Consider the following 18,692-nt stretch of genomic DNA (forward strand, 5'->3'; position numbering starts at 1 on the left):
TCTGTGGCGAGGGAGCTTGCTCCCGTTCGGCTGCGTAGCAGTCGTAAATCCATCGATGTGGTTTGCCCCCCAAGAATTTCGTGGCAGGTTTTGGGGCCGCTTTGCGCCCCAACGGGAGCAAGCTCCCTCGCACTAGGTTTTAATTCGTTTTTGGGNACGCAGCGGCTGGAACACGATCGATTACGCCGCAACTGCCTGCCGCTGTTGATCAGGCAGCGGCACCGCCCGCACCGAGTTCCCCGGTTGCAGTTGCAGGCGTTTGGCCGTGAGTCGGTCGACGATCAAACTGTTGCCCACCAACCGGGCTTGGGCGGTGGTGATGCGGCAGTTTTCCAGGCGGCGGTTGTGGATCAGCCACACCGGGGCCTGCTCGTCAGGCGTGCCGATGGCCAAAACCAGCGGTTGGCTGTCGCGCACGGTGCGGATTTTCGAGACCGGGGCTTCGATCACCGGGCCAGCGTCGAAGATGTCGATGTAACCCTGATGCACAAATCCTTCGGCGCTGAGGATCTTCAGCGCCGGTTCGGTGTTCGGGTGTGCCTTGCCGATGACCGCCTGGGCCTGTTCGGTGAGCAGGCAGGTGTAGAGCGGCTGGCGTGGCATCAATTCGGCGATGAACGGTTTGCTGCCCAGCCCCGACAGGTGATCGGCGTGGCTGAAATCCATCTTGAAGAAGTGCCGGCCCAGGCTGTCCCAGAATGGCGAACAACCATGTTCGTCGGCGCTGCCGCGCAATTCGGCGATCAGCTTGTCGCCGAACAGGTGCGGGAACTCGGCCACGAACAGCAGGCGTCCCAGGGACAGCAACCGACCGTTGCTGCCGTGGCGTTGATCGGGGCGCAGAAAGAGCGAGCAGATTTCCGATTGGCCGGTCATTTCATTATTCAGAAACAGCGTCGGAATCTGCCGCTGAATACCCAGGTCCGGCGACGAACTGACCGTCAGCCCGACCCGATAGTTGTACCAGGGTTCACGCAGGCCAACGGCACCGGCCAACGCACTGATGCCGACCACTTGCTGATCGTCATCTTCGAGCACGAACAGGTAATCGGCATCCGCCCGCTCGACCTGGTCGGCGAAGGTCCGTTGGGCCCAGCGTACCCGGTGCACCAGGCGTTCTTCGTTGGCCGGCAGGGTGGTAAACCCGGGGCCGGCCTGTTGCACCAGGTCCATCAAGGCGGGCAGGTCGGTAATGCGAACCGGGCGGACAATCATGATGCAGCTCCTTCTTCGCGCCAGTTCGGGCGCTGTCGTTGGGCACGAGGCCGGGTGATGCTCACAGGGCAATCAGCCGGATCGCGCTGCCATCGGTGACGTTCAGGGCGGCGCACATCTCGGCGCTCAACCCCACCGGTTGGCCGGCCTGGACATTCAGCTCGGCGACGATTGCGCGATAGTCCTTCAGCGAATCGTTGCTCACCAGGTAACGGCCGCGCGCATCGATCAGCGAAGCCCGTTGCGCCGTGCCGGTCTGGCTTTGGGCGATGGAGAGAATGTTCGAGGTGCGCGCGTACAGCGTCGGCCCACCGTCGAACAGGTCGATGTAGCTGTTGGTTTCAAATCCCTCACGCTCAAGAATATCGAAGGCCTCCTGGCCATCGGGGTGGATCCGGCCGATGCAATCCTGTGCCGCCTGGGGCAGCATCGGCACATAGATCGGGTAGTGCGGCATCAGTTCGGCGAGGAAGGTCCTGCTTTCCAGACCGCAGAGCCGCTCGGCCTCGGCGTAGGGCAGGTCGAAGAAATGCTTGCCCAGCGCATCCCAGAACGGTGATTGCCCTTCATCGCTGCTGAAACCGACGATCTCGGTGATCACCGCTTGCGCAAAACGCTGCGAATGGGCGGCGATGAATAGCAGGCGCGCCCGGGACAGCAACTCCGAAAACGCTGTGCGCACCAGCGCCGTGTCGATGTGAAAGCCCCGCAGCAAGGTGTGGCCGCTGAGGTCCTGACACAACGACAACGCCGGTACGCCGTGCTCGATGTTCAGCTCCCGGGAGGCGCTGGTGAAGTGGCGGTTGCGCAAACTGTAGAACGGTTCGTTGAAGCCGGCGGTGGCAAGGATTTCCGAGCACCCCACCAGGCGCCGGGCCGCGAGATCCTCCAGCACGAAGAAATAGTTCTCCGGGCCATGAACCTCCACGTCTTGGTCGAACGAGGCGCAGGAGTCGAGAATCCTCAGGCGCAAGCGTTCAGTGTCGTCCGGCAAGGACGTGACACCGACCAGGCTGTCGCGCGCCAGTTGCTGTAACTGGGGCAGGTCGGTTAACTCGACTGGGCGTAAGACCAGCATGGATGTACTCCTGTATCAAAGGGTTCGGCGATGTGTGCCGAACCTGACTATCACTGTCGGTTTCCACGCATTAAATCGGCGGTCGCCTGATTTCTTGTCAGACGCCGCTCTTTTTCTTGTCAGCCGTTGCTCGGGTCGGGCAACGCTGTGCTAGTGCCCAGCTTGTTGAGGAAAAACAGATACACCAGGCCCAAGGCAATCCAGATCAGACCGAGTTTTTGTGCATCGACACCCATGTTGTACATGATGGCCGCGACGATGATGAAGCCAACCACCGGGCAGATCAGGTGGCGGATCACCTGGCCGGACTTCTGCCGACGCCAGTAGTAATTGATCACCGTTAGGTGCAGCAACATAAAACCGCTCAACGCGCCGAAGTTCACCAGCGAGGTGAGGGTGTCCACCGAGTTGATGAACAGGTAGCAGATCACCAGCGACAGCACGGCCACCAGGTAGATGCTCAGGTACGGGGTGTTGTGTTTCGGGTGAACCTTGGCCAGCACTTTCGGCAGTTTGCCGTCCCGGGCCATGCCGAACAGCAGGCGCGACACCGCCGCTTGCGACGTGATGGCAACCGCTACGCCCCAGGCCAGGGCCGTGGCCACGCCGGTCAGGGTTGCCAGCCAACTGCCGGCAGCGATTTCGGCGATTTCATAGAACGCGGTGTCGGCGGAGGTGAAGCCCATGCCGGCCGCCAAATCAGTGGCAATCCAGGTTTGCACAACGAAGATCACGCCCATCACCAGCAGCGTAATCAACGCTGCTTTGCCGACGCTGCGGCCCGGGTCGCCCTTGATTTCTTCGGCGAGGGTGGAGATCGCATCGAAACCGAGGAAGGACAGCACTGCAATCGACACGGCTTGCATCAGCAGGGCGAAATTGAAGGTGTCCGGGTTATACAGCGGCGCCAGGGTCAGCTGACCATTACCGCCACCGCTGTGCAGCGCATTCCAGGCGTAGAACAGAAAAATCCCCAGCACCACCAGTTGCGCCAGCAGAAACACAATGTTCATGCGAGCAGTGAAGGTGATGCCCCGCAGGTTGACGAAGGTCGCGCTGACCAGAAACGCCAGGATGAAACCGACCTTGGGAATGTCCGGGTAAAGGTGATTCAGCGCCATGGCCGCGTACACGTAGAGCAGCGGCGGAATCAGCAGGTAATCGAGCAGCATCAGCCAGCCGGCGATAAACCCGACGTGCGGGTTGAGGCCGCGTTGCGCGTAGGAATACACCGAGCCGGCAATCGGAAAGGCCCGCGCCATGCTGCCGTAACTTAGGGCGGTGAACAGCATCGCCACCATGCCGATGATGTAGGCCAGCGGCACCATCCCGGGCGCTTCGGCGTTGACGTAACCGTACACACCGAACGGGGCGATGGGGATCATGAAGATCATCCCGTACACCACCAGGTCGGTCAGCGACAGGCTACGTTTCAACTCTTGCTTGTAGCCGAATTCTTCTATTTCCATGAAGCCCTACTCCTTGGGATGAAAGCAGCTGCACGCTGCGGGTTTGACGCGACTTTTTACAACAGCGGAGCCAGATAACCTGCCCAACGACTGACGTTTTCAGGGGTGCGCAGCAGATCGTTGCGCACCTCGATCAACACCGATTCCAGTCCTCGTGCATCGCCGTGCACCGGCACGGTCATGTCGCCCAGCGGGTTGATTTTGTACGGCTCATTACCGGCGACCTTCAAGGGGTGCTGGCTTAACCCGTCAATCAATCGTTGGGCGTAGCCCTTGGCTTCGCCAAACAGCACGCCGACTTCCAGCGCGCGCGGTTGGCCGTGGTAAACCGGGGTGAAGCTGTGAATGCCGACCACCCGGACCGGCCGCCCTTGTGCGACACGCTGGTCGATCAAGGTTTGCAGCCGGGCATGAAACGGATTGAACAGGGATTCGCGGCGGTAATCACGCGTGGCCTCGTCCAGATCCCGATTGCCCGGTATCGGATAAATCTCGCTCTGCGACGGGATGCTGTCCGGGGCATGGCGCGGGCGATTGAGGTCAATCAAGAGCCTTGAGTAATTGGCCGCCAGCAACGTCGCCCCCAGTGTCTGGGACAAACCTTCGGCCAGTTCCAGCGCGCCAATGTCCCAGGCGATATGTTCACGGGCCGCGTCGTGACTCAGGCCCAGGTCATTCAAACCGGGTGGAATAAAACGGCTGGCGTGTTCACACACCAGAATCAACGGGTGCGCTGAGTCTTCGCGGCTCAGGGTGTACGCGGGCTCGGTAAAAAGACCGAGTTCAGCGGATTCAGTACAGGCGTGCATAGTGCTCACAGCGTTCGGCGGGCGACAGCTGTTCCGTCAGCGTCAGTTCCTCGGTTTTAAGGGCGAACCAGGTGTCCATCAACGCGCTCGGCAGGGCTTCGATCAGCGCCTCGCTGTTGCGCAGGTACTCGAGCGCCTGGGCAAGGGACGCGGGCAGGGCGACGATGCCGCGGGCCTGGCGTTGTTCTTCGTTCAGGGAATCGGGGATTTCATCGGTGATCGCGTTCAAGGCCAGGCGTTGCTCGATGCCCAGGCGACCGGCGATCAGCAGCGCGGCCATGGCCAGGTGCGGCGACGCCGTGGCGTCCATGGCGCGAAATTCCAGGTTGTATTGCGCCGCCACTGATTTACCGCCCAGGCTCACGGTCGGGCAGATCCGCAGCGCTGCTTCGCGGTTGCGCTGGCCGAGGCAGGCGTAGGAGGCGCTCCAGTGATGCGGCTGCAAGCGCTCGTAGGACACCGGTGTCGGTGCGGTAAATGCGCACAGCGCCGGCAAGTAATGCAGGATGCCGGCGGCCCAATGCTGGCCGAGGGTCGACAGGCCATTGATCGTGCCGGCGTCGTACATCAGCGGTTGGCCGTCCAGATCCAGCAGACTGACATGCAGATGGACGCCGTTGCACACGGCATGCTCGGACGTCTTTGGCGCAAAGCTCACGTCCAGGCCCATCTGCCGGGCGATCTCGCGGGTGATCTCACGCACGTTCACCGCACGGTCCGCTGCGGCCGCACCGAGGGCGGGGCGGCAGGTGATTTCGTATTGATGCTTGCCGTATTCGGGCAGGAACATTTCCGGTTCGACGCCACCGGCGCGCAGGGCGCTCAGCAGCCAGCCACCGAACTCGGCGCCCTGACGCTGGGCTTCGAGGGAGAACGCCAGCTGATCGGCCTTGCCGCTGCTCAAGTTGAATTCATGTTCGAACGCGGCGTTGACCTGCAAGCCCAACTCGGCGCGATACCGCTCCACTTCATTGCGCAATAACGTGCGTGGGCAGGCGCCCCACGGGCGGCCATCGGTTTCACGAATGTCGCCGTGGATGAAGTCCAGCGCCGGGGCCGCGGCATCCGGGCCATTGTTGACCGTCACCCGGCTGCTCAGGTCGGGAATCAGCCGCAGATCGCCATACGCGCCCCACGGGTTGGTGGAGGCGATGATGTCTTGCGGGGTCAGGGCGCTGTTGGCCGGCACCCAGCCGCAGCCTGTCGTCAGGTAGTGTTCAAGTTCGTCCGTCGGGAACGAGCGACCACGGGTCACGCCGATCAGGTCGGTGGTGACGATGGTCGTCATGGGCAGCGGCGACAGGCGTTCGCTCATGCTTGCATCTCCTGCAACCGGCCGAGCACGGTCTGGGTGTCGGTGATCCAGCAGTAACCCTTGATTGCGTTCAGGCAGGCTTGATGACGCTGGGGCGTGTAGGTCGCACAGGCATCCTCCACCAGCGTCACCAGGTAGCCACGGTCGGCGGCATCACGCACGGCCATGTCCACGCACTGGTCGGTGACGATGCCGGCGATGATCAGGTGCCGCGTTTCAAGGTTGCGCAGCACGTAATCAATGTTGGTGGAGTTGAAGACCCCGGAAGAGGTCTTGGGCAGGACGATTTCGTTTTCTGTCGGCGTCAGGTCGTCGATGATCCGCGCCGGGGGGCTGCCCTTGGGCAAGTGCATGTCCGAGAGCTTGTGGTCCAGCGAGCGGTCGCGGCCATCGGCGGTCAGGCTTTCGATGATCGTGTGCAGCACGTTTTGCCGCGCGCTGCGAAAGGCACTGAGCAATCGGCGTTGATTGGGCACCACCTGCATGTGGGTGCGGGTCAGGAAGTACTCGCCGTCCGGTCCGTTGAGGTGCGGGTCGAACTGTGGTTCGAGCCAGGCACGCTGCATGTCCACCAGCAACAACGCGGTGTGATCGGCAGTGAACGGCAAGTCCCGGGGCGAGTGGTGGGGGAGCGTGAACATCCTTATTTATCCTCCAGCAGGTGGGTGTCGAAGTCGGTCCGCAGGGCATCGATGCCTTCCAGGCGATCGGCCAGTTCCGGGCTGCGCAGGGTCAGGCAGGCAATCAGCGCCTCGACCTGGGCCAGCGCCGGGACCATGGTGTCGAAGGCCGACACCGATTCCACCGGCGCACTGATAATCAGATCGGCCATTTCCCGCAGCGGTGAAGCATAGATGTCCGTGAACAACACCACGCGGGCGTATCGGCTTTTTGCTGCATTGGCCACGCGCAGGGCCTGTGACTGGTAGCGGCGATAGTCGAACACCAGCACCACGTCCTGGCGCTGCACGTCGAACAGCCGGTCCGGCAGTTGCGCGTTGTCTTCCAGGGCGAAACAGCCCGGGCGCAGCAGGCGCAAATGGTTGAGCAAATAGTTGGCGAGGAAACTGCTGAAGCGCCCGCCAAAGCAGTGAACCTGATGGCGGGTGTCGAGCAGCCACTCCACCAGAATCCGCACATCTTCGGGTTGGGTCAGCGCATGGGTATCCACCAGCGCCCGATGGGTGTTCGCCAGGTAATGACTCCAGGCGTCGCCTTTCTGAACATGAGAACGAAGCTGCAACAGGGCGCTGGGGGATCGGAGGCGGTGGTCCATGTCGCTGAGCAAGGCATCCTGGAAATCAGCGTAACCGCTGAAACCCAGTTTTTTCACCAGCCGCACAATGGTGGGGTCGCTGACACCGGCATGTTCGGCCAAACGTGACATCGGCCCCAGCCCGTTACGCGGGTACTGGTCCAGTAAGGCACGGATGACTTTGCGTTCCGCCGGCGTAAGGTCCAGGCCGGGATCGGTGATCAGGTCTCTGAGAGAGGGCATCCGGGCTCCTGCTGGATGGGTATGTCGGTTTTGTTTCATAAATCGCTAAAACAGTATTTATGTAGCGCATGCTACATGTCTAGTGAATTTTTCGTGGTTTTTTCAGGACCCAAAATGGGGCGAAAAGCCCGTGCGCTGAGGGCTACACGGAAGTCGACTGGCGTTGTAGTCCATCGCCCACAAGGGTGTCAGCAATTGCCGAAATTCAAGGCTCGAATGAGCCCGCATCCTGTCGGTGCTGATGCAAACGAAACGCCCTGGATCAAGCGTCTTGCGGCACAATTGCGTCATTATCGGCGGCATCGAGCCTTTTTCCATTTCATCGACAGGGTGATAAACCGTGCAGGCAACCCGTTTGACCCTGATGTGCCACGCTCGAACCGTCGCACAAAAAATGTCGCGTTTTCCTACAAACGAGCCGTTGGAATTTTATGGCCAATTGGCGAAGGGTTCGCGCAGCGGCCAGTTCGATGGGGCACCACGGGTGCTCTGTGGGCCGGAGCTGCGCACGCAGCAGACGGCCGAGTTGTTTGGCAATGACGTTGAAATCGTCTCGGCTCTGAGGGATTACGACTTCGGACGGTGGAGCGGGGTGCGGATCAATGACTTGCAAAAGTCCGACCCCGAGGCACTGCAAACCTGGCTCGATGACCCGAACTCGGCGCCCCATGGTGGTGAGTCGGTCGCGCAACTCGCTGAGCGCGTGGCGCAGTGGCTCCAGTCCCTTGAGGCAACACCGGGGCATTTCCTTGCCATCACCCATCCCTTTGTCATTCGTGCGGCACTGACGCAGGTGTTGCAGGCCAAGGCATTCAACCTGATCGACGTCGAACCGTTGTCGGCCGTCGAGTTGCGGTTCACCGGCCGCTGGCGCCTGCGTTTGCTTGAAGGAGAAATCTGATGAAAAAGCTGCTGGTCATCGGCATCGGCGCCGGCAACCCCGACTACATCACGATGCAGGCCGTGAAGGCGCTGAACCGCACCGACGTGTTTTTCCTGATGGACAAGGGCCAGAGCAAAGACAAACTGATCGACCTGCGCCGTGAGATCTGCGAGCGCTACATCACCGATCACGACTACCGCTTCGTCGAAGCCCACAGCCCGGAGCGCGAGCGCGGGGAGGTGGACTACAAGACCAGTGTCGAAGCGCTGAACCTCGCCAAGCAGCAGACCTTCGAGCGTCTGATCAATGAGGAACTGTCCGACGGCGAGTGCGGCGGTTTTCTGGTGTGGGGCGATCCGGCGTTGTACGACAGCACCCTGCGGATCTTGCAGGCGATCCTGGCCTCGGGCCGCTTTGCGTTCGAGTATGAGGTGATCCCCGGTATCACCAGCGTTCAAGCGCTGGCAGCNCAGCACAAGGTGCCGCTGAATCGCATTGGCCGCTCCATCGAGATTACCACCGGGCGCCGGTTGGCGGCGGGGCAGGCGAGTGATGCGGACACGTTGGTGGTGATGCTCGATGCCGAGGATTCCTACCATCAAGTGGCGGATCAGGAGACGGAGATTTACTGGGGGGCCTATCTGGGGACGCCGGATGAAATCCTGATCAGCGGCAAGCTCAAGGACGTGGCGCCGAAGATTGAGCGGGTGCGCAAGGCGGCGCGGGTGGCGAATGGGTGGATTATGGATACTTACCTGTTGCGCAAGCCTTGAGGTAAACCGGTGCCCGGGAGGAGGCCCTCAAGCGCACCTCAAATAATGGCTTTGACCTTGCGCAAGCCTTGAGGTAAACCGGTGCCCGGGAGGAGGCCCTCAAGCGCACCTCAAATAATGGCTTTGACCTCCCGCCCAAACCGCTCCCGATACACCGACGGCGGCACGCCCACCACCCCACGAAACGCCACCCGAAAGCTCTCCACCGTGCGATACCCACACTGCGCGGCAATCTGGTCGGTGTTTTGCCCGGTGCTTTCCAGCAACTCCCTCGCCCGCGCCAGCCGCTCATGCTGTAACCACGCCTTGGGCGGCATGCCGGTGGCTTCAGTAAACCGACGCAGGAACGTGCGTTCACTCATGGCCGCCTCACTGGCCAGTTCGCGAACCTCCAGCGGTTCGTGCAAGCGTTCCCGCGCCCACTGCATGACACGGGACAAATCGCTGCGCGGCGTCGGGCTGACGGGCGTAGGAATAAACTGCGCCTGCCCGCCCGTGCGTTGCGGCGACATCACCAGGCGCCGCGCCACCGAATTGGCCACCTGCGTGCCGAAATCCCGCGCCACCAGGTGCAGGCAGGCATCGATCCCCGCCGCACTGCCGGCCGAGGTGATCAGTTGACCGGAATCGACATAAAGCACATCCGGGTCCACCAGAATGTTCGGGAAACGTTCGGCCAGCTCAGCGGCGTAGCGCCAATGCGTGGTGGCACCGTGACCGTCCAGCAGACCGGTCGCCGCCAGCACAAACACGCCGGAGCAGATCGACAGCAACCGTGCACCCCGCGCATGGGCCTGGCGCAGGGCGGCGAGTAAGTGTTCCGGCACCGGCGCGTTGCGGTCGCGCCAACCGGGAATGATGATCGTGCGGGCCTCTTCGAGCAATTCCATGCCGCCATCGGCCAGTACCTGAATGCCACCCATGGCGCGCATCGGGCCCTGATCCACGGCGACGATACGATGCTCATACCAGGGGAAATCGAACTCCGGCCGCGCCAGGCCGAAGATCTCCACGGCGATGCCGAATTCGAAAGTACAGAGGCCGTCGTAGGCCAGAATCGCGACCAATCCAGGGTTCGGTTGCATTTGGCGGAAAGTTCCCGGTGAGTGTCTTGTGCGCCACTGTAGCCGCAAGTGGCGGGCGGATAAAGTCTTCTCACACCCACTCAAGACTTGGAGTACAGCCCATGACCAGCCTGGTCCGCGCCATTCCCGCAGCCCCTTCGGCCATTGCCCTGATGCACTTCAGCAACCGACTGACCTATGAAACCGACTGTTCCGACGTGTACGGCAGCCAACAGGCCGGTGATGTGGATTTTGTCTTGGTGGACGTGCGCGGACCGTTGGCGTTCGAGCGCGGGCATGTGCCGGGCGCGATCAACATTCCGGGACGCCTGCTCACCGCCGAGGGCCTGGCGGGTTACCCGACTTCCACGCTGTTTGTGGTCTATTGCGCCGGGCCGCACTGTAACGGTGTACACAAGGCGGCGGTGAAACTGGCGGCGCTGGGTTACCCGGTCAAGGAGATGATCGGCGGCGTGACCGGGTGGCTGGATGAGGGGTTGGAACTGAGTGTTGCGGTGCAGCGGCCTGCCACCACCGCCATCGGCTGCGAATGCTGATATTCAGACACCGCTGAACCATCGTGGCGAGGGAGCTTGCTCCCGCTGGGTTGCGCAGCAGCCCCCCAATCTTGGCAATTGTCGAAGATTTTGGGAGCGCTTCGCACTCCAGCGGGAGCAAGCCCTCTCGCCACAGAGCCCCATCGCCACAGAAGCCCCATCGCCACAGAAGCCCATCAATCCTTAAGTTCAGCGACTGCTTGAGCATGCTGCCCACCACTCATCCAGCGTCGCCTGCAACCACTCGAACACGGCTGCATGGGCGGCGCTGTCCTGTTCCCCCCGGGGCAATGGCGACGCCTTTCCAAAGTGCGCATTGAGCAACGCCACCGACTCCGCATTCCACTCCGGATGAAACTGCAAGCCCACCCGCGTCGGCCCCACGCGGTACATCTGCTGTTCACATTGATCACTGCTGGCCAGCACCTGCGCATCAGGCGGCAAGTCGATTGCGTCTTCGTGCCACTCCAGCACTTTCAGCGTCCGGCCATCGACGAACGTCACGGTGGTCCAGCCGGTTTCGGTTCGATCCATCCGCCGCACGTTCCCACCCAGACTCAGCGCCAGCAACTGCGCCCCCAGACAAATCGCAAACACCGCCGCGCCCTGAGCCAGACTTGCCGCCAGCCACTGCCGTTCTGCTTCCAGCCACGCCGGCCCGGCGTTGGATTCATAAGGCCCGCCCAACACCATCACGGGCGCCGCGCTCACCGGCGGCAAGTGGCCGAGGTCGGCGCGAAAGACGTCCAGCGTCAAGCCTCGGGACCTGGCCCAATCGGCAATGGCGCCAGGACCTTCGGCGGGGTGGTGCTGGATCAGATTCAATGTGGGCATCGGTACTCTCTGTAGTTTTTGCGCGTAGGTTTTGTCTGAAAAAAGGGCTTGTCCTACAGTCCTTGCACCGCCTTGGCGCACGCTTCAAGGGCTTTGAATTGTTCGGCCACTTTTCTATAAGTATTTGTCGCTTAAACACAATTTGCCCGTTTGAAGCCGCTCTAGACTGCCGGCCACTTCGATCGTCACCGACCGAAAGTCATTCGAAAGCTGCCAATAAAAGCCTCCGCACACAGGAGTTATAAATGAAGAAGCTAGTGATGTTTGGTGCCCTGGCACTGTCGATGTTGTCCCTGACCGCCGTGGCCGATGACGCCAAGCCGATCCGCATCGGTATCGAAGCCGGTTACCCGCCATTCTCGATGAAAACCCCTGACGGCAAACTCACCGGTTTCGACGTCGATATCGGCGACGCGCTGTGCGAGCAGATGAAAGTGAAGTGCACCTGGGTCGAGCAAGAATTCGATGGCCTGATCCCGGCACTGAAAGTGAAGAAAATCGACGCGATCCTGTCGTCCATGACCATCACTGACGATCGCAAGAAGAACGTCGATTTCACCATCAAGTACTACCACACCCCGGCCCGTTTCGTGATGAAGGCAGGTACCGACATCAAGGACCCGCTGACCGAACTCAAGGGCAAGAAAGTCGGTGTGCTGCGTGCCAGTACCCACGACCGCTTCGCCACCGAAGTGCTGGTGCCGGCCGGTATCAACCTGGTTCGCTACGGCTCCCAGCAGGAAGCCAACCTGGACATGGTGTCCGGTCGCGTAGACGCGCTGCTGGCCGACTCGGTCAACCTGGACGACGGTTTCCTGAAAACCGACGCCGGTAAAGGCTTCGCTTTCGTCGGCCCGACCTACGAAGACGCCAAGTACTTCGGCGGCGGCGCCGGTATTGCTGTGCGCAAGGGCGATACTGCGCTGGCCGACAAATTCAACACCGCCATCACCGAAATCCGCGCCAACGGCAAGTACAAGCAAGTGCAAGACAAGTACTTCGACTTTGACGTTTACGGCCAGTAATCACGCCGTGCAAAAAAGTGGCAACCGTTGACGCGGTTGCCACTTTTTTTATGCGCATTTTTATTGAGACGAATAACCTGTGGGATCGAGCTTGCTCGCGATAGCAGTGTGTCAGGTGAAGAGTTTTCGACCAGGACATCGTCATCGCGAGCAAGCTCGCTCCCACATTTGATCTCATCGTTTGAACATTGGGAGTTCCCATGCAACGCATCGACCATCTTCTGCCCTGGAGCCACCTGGGCACCGAACGCACCCTCAGCGTGTTTCGTTACGGCGCGGGCCCTCGCAAGGTTTATATCCAGGCCAGTCTGCACGCTGACGAGTTACCCGGCATGCGCACGGCCTGGGAGCTGAAGAAACGCTTGGCCGAACTCGAAACCCAGGGCCAGTTGCAGGGCGTGATCGAGCTGGTGCCGGTGGCCAATCCGATCGGTCTTGACCAGCACCTGCAAGGCAGCCACATGGGCCGCTTCGAGCTGGGCAGCGGCAAGAACTTCAACCGCGCCTTCGTTGAACTCAGCGCCCCGGTGGCCGCGTTGATTGGTGATCGATTGGGCAGCGACGCGGCAGCTAATATTGCGTTAATTCGCCAAACCATGGGTCAAGTCCTCGACAACTTGCCGGCACCGGCCTCGCAACTGGAAGCCATGCACCGCCTGCTGCTGCGCCACGCGTGCGAGGCCGACATCACGCTGGACCTGCATTGCGATTTCGATGCGGCGATTCATCTGTATGCCTTGCCGCAACACTGGCCGCAGTGGCAATCCCTGGCCGCGCGTTTGAAGGCCGGGGTGGCGTTGCTCTGTGAAGACTCCGGCGGCAGTTCATTTGACGAGTCCTGTTCGTCGCCGTGGTTGCGCCTGGCGCGGGCCTTCCCCGAGGCGGCGATTCCGCCGGCCAACCTGGCGACGACGCTGGAATTGGGCAGCATGGGCGATACGCGAGTCGATCAGGCCCAGGCCAATTGCGAGGCGATTCTCGGGTTCCTCGCCGAGCAAGGTTTCATCACCGGTACCTGGCCTGCGGCACCGAACGAGTGCTGTGAAGGCATGCCGTTCGAGGGCACCGAGTACCTGTTCGCGCCGCATCACGGAGTGGTGAGTTTTCTGCGTGATTCGGGGGAGTGGGTGGAGAAGGGCGATGCGTTGTTTGAGGTGGTTGATCCACTGAACGACCGCGTGACCACCGTGCGCGCCGGGACCAGCGGCGTGTTGTTTGCGATTGATCGCGGGCGGTATACGCAGCCGGGCACGTGGCAGGCGAAAGTGGCGGGGCGTGAGGTGATTCGGGTTGGGAAACTGGTTAACGACTGAGGAATGTCGCTGTTCTTTCGGGTCTCATCGCGGGCAAGCCCGCTCCCACAGTATTTGCGGTGTTCACAAAACCTGTGGGAGCGGGCTTGCCTGCGATGGCTGCATCAGCAGCACCGAATGTCCCCGGCAAGCTTCACAGTGTTAGGCTCTCCCCCGAATCCTGCGCTCTGTGAAGGAAGGCTTATGTTGAAGTTTCTCGCTCTGCTGACGCTGCTGGCCAGCGCCACTGTCCACGCTGAAACCCCGCTGCACACTGATCTGCCGCTCAAATATCTTGAGCAGGCCAACCCCGAATCCCGCCACCAGCCCCTGGTGATTTTTCTCCACGGTTACGGCAGTAACGAGCAGGACCTTTTCGATATCAAGGATGAATTGCCGGCGCAATACACCTTCCTGTCAGTGCGGGCACCGATGGTGATGGAGGAGGGCAGTTACAAGTGGTTTCGCGAGAAGGGCAACGCTGCCTACAACGGTGAGACCGATGATCTGAAGGCCAGCGGCCAGGTGTTGCTGGACTTCATCGCACAGGCAGCGAAAAAATATCACACCGAACCCGACAAGGTGTTCCTGGTGGGTTTCAGCCAGGGCGCGATCATGTCCTACGAGGTGGCGCTGCGTCATCCCGAAGCCGTCGGCGGGATTGCGGCGTTGAGCGGGCGGATTCTGCCGGTGCTGAAATCCGAACTCAAACCGGATGAAAAACGCCAGAAGCTGGCGATCTTCATCGGTCATGGCACGACAGACAAACGCTTGCCGTACATCGACGGCACCGAGGCCAACAGCCTGTTGCAGAGCCTGTCACTCAAGCCTGAGTTTCATGCCTACCCCGGCGTCGGTCACAGCATCAGTGCCACCGAAATGCAGGACTTGAGCGCCTGGTTGCAGCGCCTCAACCCTTGAATCTTATTTACCGCTGACGATCTGTTTGACCAGCGTCTCGTGGCCGCCATTGTCGCTGAGGCGCGAAATCACCTGAACGATCGCCATACGCGTGTTGGACGCGGCCATCACGGTGGTGTCGAGGGTTTTGCCGCCGCCCTGGGTGGCGGTGCTGTCGATCTGCCGCAAGCCGAGGCCGGTGCCTTTCTGGGTCAGGCTTTTTTCGCTGAGTTTGGTGAAGTCAGGCAGCGCCTTGGCTTGTTCGGTGGCGAAGTCGGCCGCCGCGGAGTCGAGGAACGGACCGTCGTTATCCTTGACATTGGCGCCACCGGGAATGGTGTTTTCAGCGGCGATTACGACGGTTTTGGTGGTCTGGTTGGTGTACATGGTGCCCGTTGCCCCGGCAGTTCCGGTGGCTGCGTCGCCGGCCGGCAGCGGGTTGGCGATGAAGCCCTTGGGCAGGGTGAACTTGAACTTGCCGCCGAGCATCGAGACTTCCTGTGCAGGCGCTTTATCGCTGGCAGTGGCCTTGGCGGCATAGGCATTCAACGCCCCCAGGCTGGCGGCCGCCGTCAGTAACAGGACAACGGCTTTTTTACTCAACAATGACATTCGGAAACTCCAGGGATGATGGCGCATTCGCCGCAATCATCCCATGGAGGCTGTAATGCATTCCAGCGCGCAATAACACCTCCAAACATTCTTACGCCTGATTCTGCGGAAACAGGTTACGACGGGTTTCTTCGTCGAACTCGGCCTTGAGCACCAGCTTCTCTTTCAACCCTTGCGCACGCTGGGCGGCGGGGCGAGCGCTGATTTCATCGAACAGACGCTTGACGTTCGGGTAAGCCGCCAGACCGTTCTCACCGAGGATGTAATGCGCGTAGCTGGCCCAGCCCCACAGTCCATTGNCGTACAAGGTTCTTGCGCTACTCGTTCGGAACAATCGAACGTGTTGCGGGCGCTCTATCGCTTGCTCTTGACGTGGCGATCACCGCCCCCGCGATGATCAACACGGCAGGGACGATCAGAATCGGGCCGGCATGGCTGCGTCCCACGGCGAGCAGCAATAATGTCGAAATCAACGGCGCCAGGTAGGAAAGTGCCCCCAGCGTCGCCAGACTGCCGTGTTTGGTGGCGTGGTCCCAGGCAAGAAATGCCAACCCGACTGGCCCGAGGCCGAGCACCACAATCGCGGTCCATTGCCCGGGATCAGGCAGCACCGTGGTTTCGAAGGTCAGGTGGCAGATCAGACCGGACACGGCCGACATACCGCAGATCCCGCCGATGATGCTGCTGGGCACGTTGTTGAACCGGCGGTTGATCACCGAGTAACCGGCCCAGATCAACGCACAGCCGAAGGCCGCGAGATAGCCGGCGATGGGCATCGATGCGCCAGCCTCCGGGCCGTGTTGTTGCATGATGAACGCGGTGCCGGCCAGCCCCAACAGCGCGCCGAGCATTTGCCGTTTGTGCAGCTTTTCCCCGGCCGAGAACGCCGACAGCAGCACCAGCAACAGCGGCCACAGGTAGTTGATCAGACTGGCTTCGGCCGCCGGGGCGACTTTGAGCGCGAAAAAATACAGCGCGTGATAAACGAAAATGCCCACGAACCCGGTCACCCATACTGCCCAGGGCTGTCGCCAGCTACTGAAGCCAGCGAGCCCGCGTCGACCGAGAATCACCAGGCTCGCCACAAATGCTATGCCGAAGCTCAGCGTCAGCAGTTCAAAGGGGGGAATGCCTTCGGTGAGGGTGGTCAATAGCGCGAGGCAGGACCAGAGAACGATCGCGATCACGCCGACGGCGGTGGCTGAGTGGGGGGTACGGACGAGGGACGATGCGAGACTCATGTCTGTTCCTTCAGCACGTAGCGGGCGACATCCTGGCCCTCTGGATGTGAAGGAGCTTAGCGTTTGATCGCTGATCGTCCAGTCTCGGTCGTCGGGTTGACCGGCCGCGCCAGCAAGCGCCTGGTAATGCCCAACATTCCCACGGACACCGCAACACCGAGGGCAAAGGCGTTCATGCCCATGTCGGGCAACGCCAGCGCCAACACCAGGCAAAACGCCGCGAACGAATACATGCCGGTCGCCGTCGCCCGCAGCAATGCAGCCGTAAACGCCGGGCCGCGGGTTTGCTGGGAAAACACCGCCATCACGCTGCCGAGCACCGGGAACACCGCGAGTAAACCGCTCCAGCCTTCGCCGACGGTGCTGGCGAGTAATGTCACGGCGAGGGTGAGCAGGGCGCCGGCGATCATGCGCAGCAGCAGTCTGTCGGACTTCGGCGCCGGGCCTGTAATGATGGGTTGCACGCTGGGAAACAGGTACGGCGCCGCCAGCAGCGCGGTGGCGGCCGCGATCACCGAGAACACCCGCGAGGGTGGAATCAGCGAGAGCATCACGGCCACGACACCCCAGACCAGCAGTGAAATCGTCAACGCCCATGGCCATCCCGCCCGTTGAGCGACCTGGGCGTAGGTTACGCAGAAGGCAATCATCGCGAACATCGCCGACAACGCCGCCGTCGCCGATTGAGCGGCAAACACCTGGCCTTGTTCGATGGCAAGGAAGAACAGAATCGGCCCGACCACCACCGGCAATCCCGACAGCCAACCGGCCACGCTGGGACCCCAGCGTTTGCCCGCCAGGGAAATCAACAAGAGAAAGCCTGGAATCACCAGCAGTTTGAGCATCAACACGCACACGTCTCCGACCTGAGTGAGGCGCCAACGTTAGCACTGCGGAAGCAGGATTGCTCTAGGAATGAGGGGGTTTTGTATACAAAGCTTGCGACTCAAATAATTGTACAAATTGAAGCTTTGCGTATAAGTTTTTAACAGATGCCCATGGTGAAAAAAACGCGATGAACAGACTCCGGTTGCGCTTGTATCACGGTGTGTTGTTGCTGGGATTGTCAGGCACCCAGGCCTTGGCCAATTGGCAGGAGGCATTGCCCGGCGCGCAGATCATTGGCACCGGTGAGTTTCGGGTGTTCGGGTTCGATGTGTACAACGCTCGGCTCTGGAGTGCGGCTCGACCCTTGGCGCCGGACCAGCCGTTTGCCCTGGAACTGATCTATCAGCGCAGCATTTCCCGCGATGATCTGGTGCAGGCCAGTGTCGATGAAATTAAGCGGTTGTCCGGTGCCTCGGTCAGCACCGAGCAACTCGAGCGCTGGAAGGCGCAGATGCAACAGTCGTTCGTCGATGTAAAAGCCGGCACGCGCATTACCGGCGTTTATTTGCCGGGGCAGGGCGCGCGGTTCTTTGTCGGCCAGCAGCCGCAACACGAAGTGAAAGACCCGCAATTTGCCAAGGCCTTTTTCGATATCTGGCTCGACCCACGTACACGTAATCCCGAGTTGCGCCAGCAGTTGCTGGGCAACGCCAAGCCTTGAGGTGCAGGACAATGCTGAAGAATCTGCTGCTGGTGTTGTGCGTCTGCCTGGCCGGTTGCAGCATCGATGTGCAGCACTACAGCGAGCAAAACCCCAAGCTGGATTTACCCGGGTTCTTCGTCGGGCGAGTGGATGGCTGGGGAATGTTCCAGAAGCGCTCGGGCGAGGTGATCAAGCGCTTTCATGTGCTGATCAACAGCCGAATGGACGGCCAGAACCTGATCATGCATGAAGCCTTTACCTACAGCGATGGCACGAAGCAGACCCGCGTCTGGACGTTGTACCCGGACGGCCCTGGCCGTTGGCGCGGAACGGCCGGCGATGTGGTCGGCGAGTCCCGCGGTGAGGTCGCCGGCAACGCGCTGCACTGGCGCTATGAACTCAGCCTGCCGGTGGACGACAAGGTCTACCAGGTGCATTTCGACGACTGGATGTACTTGCTGGACGAAAACACCATGGCCAATCGCTCAGCCATGACCAAGTTCGGTGTCGAGCTGGGCCAGGTGACCTTGTTCTTCCGCCGCCACGGCGCCTGATACCCGGGCATCTGCCCCTTGGGCGCACGGGCTGAAACGTCT

At 61.1% G+C, this 18,692-nt stretch carries 20 protein-coding genes and 1 pseudogene; 8 read left to right on the top strand and 13 right to left on the bottom strand.

The features are described 5' to 3' along the window. Positions 1 to 180: 180 nt before the first annotated feature. The 7 genes from astA to B7L09_RS29595 form a co-directional block, all read right to left on the bottom strand. The gene (astA, locus tag B7L09_RS29565; RefSeq protein WP_094471770.1) at positions 181 to 1,215 is read right to left on the bottom strand and encodes an arginine N-succinyltransferase; all 1,035 of its coding nucleotides are present in this window, start codon (positions 1,213 to 1,215) and stop codon (positions 181 to 183) included. Between the two features lie 61 nt (positions 1,216 to 1,276). Continuing rightward, positions 1,277 to 2,293, bottom strand: a complete 1,017-nt coding sequence (locus tag B7L09_RS29570; RefSeq protein WP_094471771.1) for an arginine N-succinyltransferase — start codon at positions 2,291 to 2,293, stop codon at positions 1,277 to 1,279. 119 nt (positions 2,294 to 2,412) lie between these two features. Next, the gene (locus B7L09_RS29575) at positions 2,413 to 3,762 is read right to left on the bottom strand and encodes an APC family permease (protein ID WP_094471772.1); all 1,350 of its coding nucleotides are present in this window, start codon (positions 3,760 to 3,762) and stop codon (positions 2,413 to 2,415) included. 56 nt (positions 3,763 to 3,818) lie between these two features. Beyond that, on the bottom strand, positions 3,819 to 4,571 hold the full coding sequence (locus B7L09_RS29580) for an N-formylglutamate amidohydrolase (RefSeq protein ID WP_094471773.1): 753 nt from the start codon (positions 4,569 to 4,571) through the stop codon (positions 3,819 to 3,821). After that, complete coding sequence (locus B7L09_RS29585) at positions 4,555 to 5,886, bottom strand: type I glutamate--ammonia ligase (protein WP_094471774.1); 1,332 nt, start codon at positions 5,884 to 5,886, stop codon at positions 4,555 to 4,557. The genes B7L09_RS29580 and B7L09_RS29585 overlap by 17 nt, the downstream gene beginning before the upstream one ends. Then, positions 5,883 to 6,527, bottom strand: a complete 645-nt coding sequence (locus B7L09_RS29590; RefSeq protein ID WP_094471775.1) for a cysteine hydrolase family protein — start codon at positions 6,525 to 6,527, stop codon at positions 5,883 to 5,885. Before B7L09_RS29590 ends, B7L09_RS29585 begins: the two co-directional genes overlap by 4 nt. A gap of 2 nt (positions 6,528 to 6,529) precedes the next feature. Continuing rightward, entirely contained in the window at positions 6,530 to 7,384 is an 855-nt protein-coding gene (locus B7L09_RS29595; protein ID WP_094471776.1) for a MurR/RpiR family transcriptional regulator, read from the bottom strand. 340 nt (positions 7,385 to 7,724) lie between these two features. Between B7L09_RS29595 and B7L09_RS29600 the strand changes: the two genes are divergently transcribed. After that, complete coding sequence (locus B7L09_RS29600) at positions 7,725 to 8,285, top strand: histidine phosphatase family protein (RefSeq protein ID WP_094471777.1); 561 nt, start codon at positions 7,725 to 7,727, stop codon at positions 8,283 to 8,285. Further along, positions 8,285 to 9,040 carry a precorrin-6A synthase (deacetylating) gene (cobF, locus tag B7L09_RS29605; protein WP_094471778.1) on the top strand — a complete coding sequence of 252 codons (756 nt, stop codon included), beginning with the start codon at positions 8,285 to 8,287 and terminating at the stop codon, positions 9,038 to 9,040. Before B7L09_RS29600 ends, cobF begins: the two co-directional genes overlap by 1 nt. Before the next feature lie 110 nt (positions 9,041 to 9,150). Here the strand turns inward: cobF and ftrA are convergent, their stop codons facing one another. Beyond that, on the bottom strand, positions 9,151 to 10,125 hold the full coding sequence (gene ftrA / locus B7L09_RS29610) for a transcriptional regulator FtrA (protein WP_094471779.1): 975 nt from the start codon (positions 10,123 to 10,125) through the stop codon (positions 9,151 to 9,153). Positions 10,126 to 10,226: 101 nt separating this feature from the next. On the opposite strand from ftrA, the gene B7L09_RS29615 reads away from it, so the two are divergent. After that, on the top strand, positions 10,227 to 10,661 hold the full coding sequence (locus B7L09_RS29615; protein WP_094471780.1) for a rhodanese-like domain-containing protein: 435 nt from the start codon (positions 10,227 to 10,229) through the stop codon (positions 10,659 to 10,661). A 189-nt stretch (positions 10,662 to 10,850) separates the two neighbouring features. On the opposite strand, the gene B7L09_RS29625 is transcribed toward B7L09_RS29615, so the two are convergent. Then, positions 10,851 to 11,495 (bottom strand): type 1 glutamine amidotransferase, encoded by a 645-nt coding sequence (locus B7L09_RS29625; RefSeq protein ID WP_094471782.1) that lies wholly within the window; start codon positions 11,493 to 11,495, stop codon positions 10,851 to 10,853. Between the two features lie 245 nt (positions 11,496 to 11,740). Here B7L09_RS29625 and B7L09_RS29630 point away from each other — a divergent pair, with 245 nt between their 5' ends. The 3 genes from B7L09_RS29630 to B7L09_RS29640 all read left to right on the top strand — a co-directional run bounded on the left by B7L09_RS29630 (position 11,741) and on the right by B7L09_RS29640 (position 14,733). Continuing rightward, on the top strand, positions 11,741 to 12,520 hold the full coding sequence (locus B7L09_RS29630; protein ID WP_077749081.1) for an ABC transporter substrate-binding protein: 780 nt from the start codon (positions 11,741 to 11,743) through the stop codon (positions 12,518 to 12,520). Positions 12,521 to 12,720: 200 nt separating this feature from the next. After that, positions 12,721 to 13,833 (top strand): succinylglutamate desuccinylase/aspartoacylase family protein, encoded by a 1,113-nt coding sequence (locus B7L09_RS29635; protein WP_094471783.1) that lies wholly within the window; start codon positions 12,721 to 12,723, stop codon positions 13,831 to 13,833. Between the two features lie 183 nt (positions 13,834 to 14,016). Next, a complete protein-coding gene (locus B7L09_RS29640) occupies positions 14,017 to 14,733 on the top strand; it encodes an alpha/beta hydrolase (protein WP_094471784.1) in 717 nt (238 codons plus the stop codon). A 3-nt stretch (positions 14,734 to 14,736) separates the two neighbouring features. On the opposite strand, the gene B7L09_RS29645 is transcribed toward B7L09_RS29640, so the two are convergent. The 4 genes and pseudogenes from B7L09_RS29645 to B7L09_RS29660 all read right to left on the bottom strand — a co-directional run bounded on the left by B7L09_RS29645 (position 14,737) and on the right by B7L09_RS29660 (position 17,416). Beyond that, positions 14,737 to 15,324, bottom strand: coding sequence for a DcrB/PsbP domain-containing protein (locus B7L09_RS29645; protein ID WP_094471785.1), 588 nt, complete (start codon positions 15,322 to 15,324; stop codon positions 14,737 to 14,739). Between the two features lie 91 nt (positions 15,325 to 15,415). Continuing rightward, positions 15,416 to 15,616 (bottom strand): annotated as a pseudogene (locus B7L09_RS32695) (glutathione S-transferase family protein); the annotation flags it as partial. Between the two features lie 25 nt (positions 15,617 to 15,641). After that, positions 15,642 to 16,565, bottom strand: coding sequence for an aromatic amino acid exporter YddG (yddG, locus tag B7L09_RS29655; RefSeq protein ID WP_094471786.1), 924 nt, complete (start codon positions 16,563 to 16,565; stop codon positions 15,642 to 15,644). A gap of 56 nt (positions 16,566 to 16,621) precedes the next feature. Beyond that, positions 16,622 to 17,416, bottom strand: a complete 795-nt coding sequence (locus tag B7L09_RS29660; RefSeq protein ID WP_094471787.1) for a hypothetical protein — start codon at positions 17,414 to 17,416, stop codon at positions 16,622 to 16,624. A 164-nt stretch (positions 17,417 to 17,580) separates the two neighbouring features. Between B7L09_RS29660 and B7L09_RS29665 the strand changes: the two genes are divergently transcribed. Together B7L09_RS29665 and B7L09_RS29670 are read left to right on the top strand one after the other, a co-directional pair. Next, positions 17,581 to 18,114: a chalcone isomerase family protein gene (locus B7L09_RS29665; protein ID WP_094471788.1), complete on the top strand. Its 534-nt coding sequence runs from the start codon at positions 17,581 to 17,583 to the stop codon at positions 18,112 to 18,114. A gap of 11 nt (positions 18,115 to 18,125) precedes the next feature. Next, the gene (locus B7L09_RS29670) at positions 18,126 to 18,650 is read left to right on the top strand and encodes a DUF3833 domain-containing protein (RefSeq protein WP_094471789.1); all 525 of its coding nucleotides are present in this window, start codon (positions 18,126 to 18,128) and stop codon (positions 18,648 to 18,650) included. Positions 18,651 to 18,692: the final 42 nt, after the last annotated feature.

The sequence above is a fragment of the Pseudomonas mandelii genome, from assembly GCF_002251635.1.
GTDB lineage: Bacteria > Pseudomonadota > Gammaproteobacteria > Pseudomonadales > Pseudomonadaceae > Aquipseudomonas > Aquipseudomonas mandelii_B.

Coding starts and splice junctions, on each gene's coding strand:
- yddG (WP_094471786.1), bottom strand. CDS start 16,565: ATGAGTCTCGCATCGTCCCTCGTCCGTACCCCCCACTCAGCCACCGCC.
- B7L09_RS29645 (WP_094471785.1), bottom strand. CDS start 15,324: ATGTCATTGTTGAGTAAAAAAGCCGTTGTCCTGTTACTGACGGCGGCC.
- B7L09_RS29670 (WP_094471789.1), top strand. CDS start 18,126: ATGCTGAAGAATCTGCTGCTGGTGTTGTGCGTCTGCCTGGCCGGTTGC.
- B7L09_RS29665 (WP_094471788.1), top strand. CDS start 17,581: ATGAACAGACTCCGGTTGCGCTTGTATCACGGTGTGTTGTTGCTGGGA.
- B7L09_RS29575 (WP_094471772.1), bottom strand. CDS start 3,762: ATGGAAATAGAAGAATTCGGCTACAAGCAAGAGTTGAAACGTAGCCTG.
- B7L09_RS29615 (WP_094471780.1), top strand. CDS start 10,227: ATGACCAGCCTGGTCCGCGCCATTCCCGCAGCCCCTTCGGCCATTGCC.
- B7L09_RS29630 (WP_077749081.1), top strand. CDS start 11,741: ATGAAGAAGCTAGTGATGTTTGGTGCCCTGGCACTGTCGATGTTGTCC.
- B7L09_RS29580 (WP_094471773.1), bottom strand. CDS start 4,571: ATGCACGCCTGTACTGAATCCGCTGAACTCGGTCTTTTTACCGAGCCC.
- B7L09_RS29595 (WP_094471776.1), bottom strand. CDS start 7,384: ATGCCCTCTCTCAGAGACCTGATCACCGATCCCGGCCTGGACCTTACG.
- B7L09_RS29585 (WP_094471774.1), bottom strand. CDS start 5,886: ATGAGCGAACGCCTGTCGCCGCTGCCCATGACGACCATCGTCACCACC.
- B7L09_RS29625 (WP_094471782.1), bottom strand. CDS start 11,495: ATGCCCACATTGAATCTGATCCAGCACCACCCCGCCGAAGGTCCTGGC.
- B7L09_RS29570 (WP_094471771.1), bottom strand. CDS start 2,293: ATGCTGGTCTTACGCCCAGTCGAGTTAACCGACCTGCCCCAGTTACAG.
- astA (WP_094471770.1), bottom strand. CDS start 1,215: ATGATTGTCCGCCCGGTTCGCATTACCGACCTGCCCGCCTTGATGGAC.
- ftrA (WP_094471779.1), bottom strand. CDS start 10,125: ATGCAACCGAACCCTGGATTGGTCGCGATTCTGGCCTACGACGGCCTC.
- B7L09_RS29635 (WP_094471783.1), top strand. CDS start 12,721: ATGCAACGCATCGACCATCTTCTGCCCTGGAGCCACCTGGGCACCGAA.
- B7L09_RS29590 (WP_094471775.1), bottom strand. CDS start 6,527: ATGTTCACGCTCCCCCACCACTCGCCCCGGGACTTGCCGTTCACTGCC.
- B7L09_RS29640 (WP_094471784.1), top strand. CDS start 14,017: ATGTTGAAGTTTCTCGCTCTGCTGACGCTGCTGGCCAGCGCCACTGTC.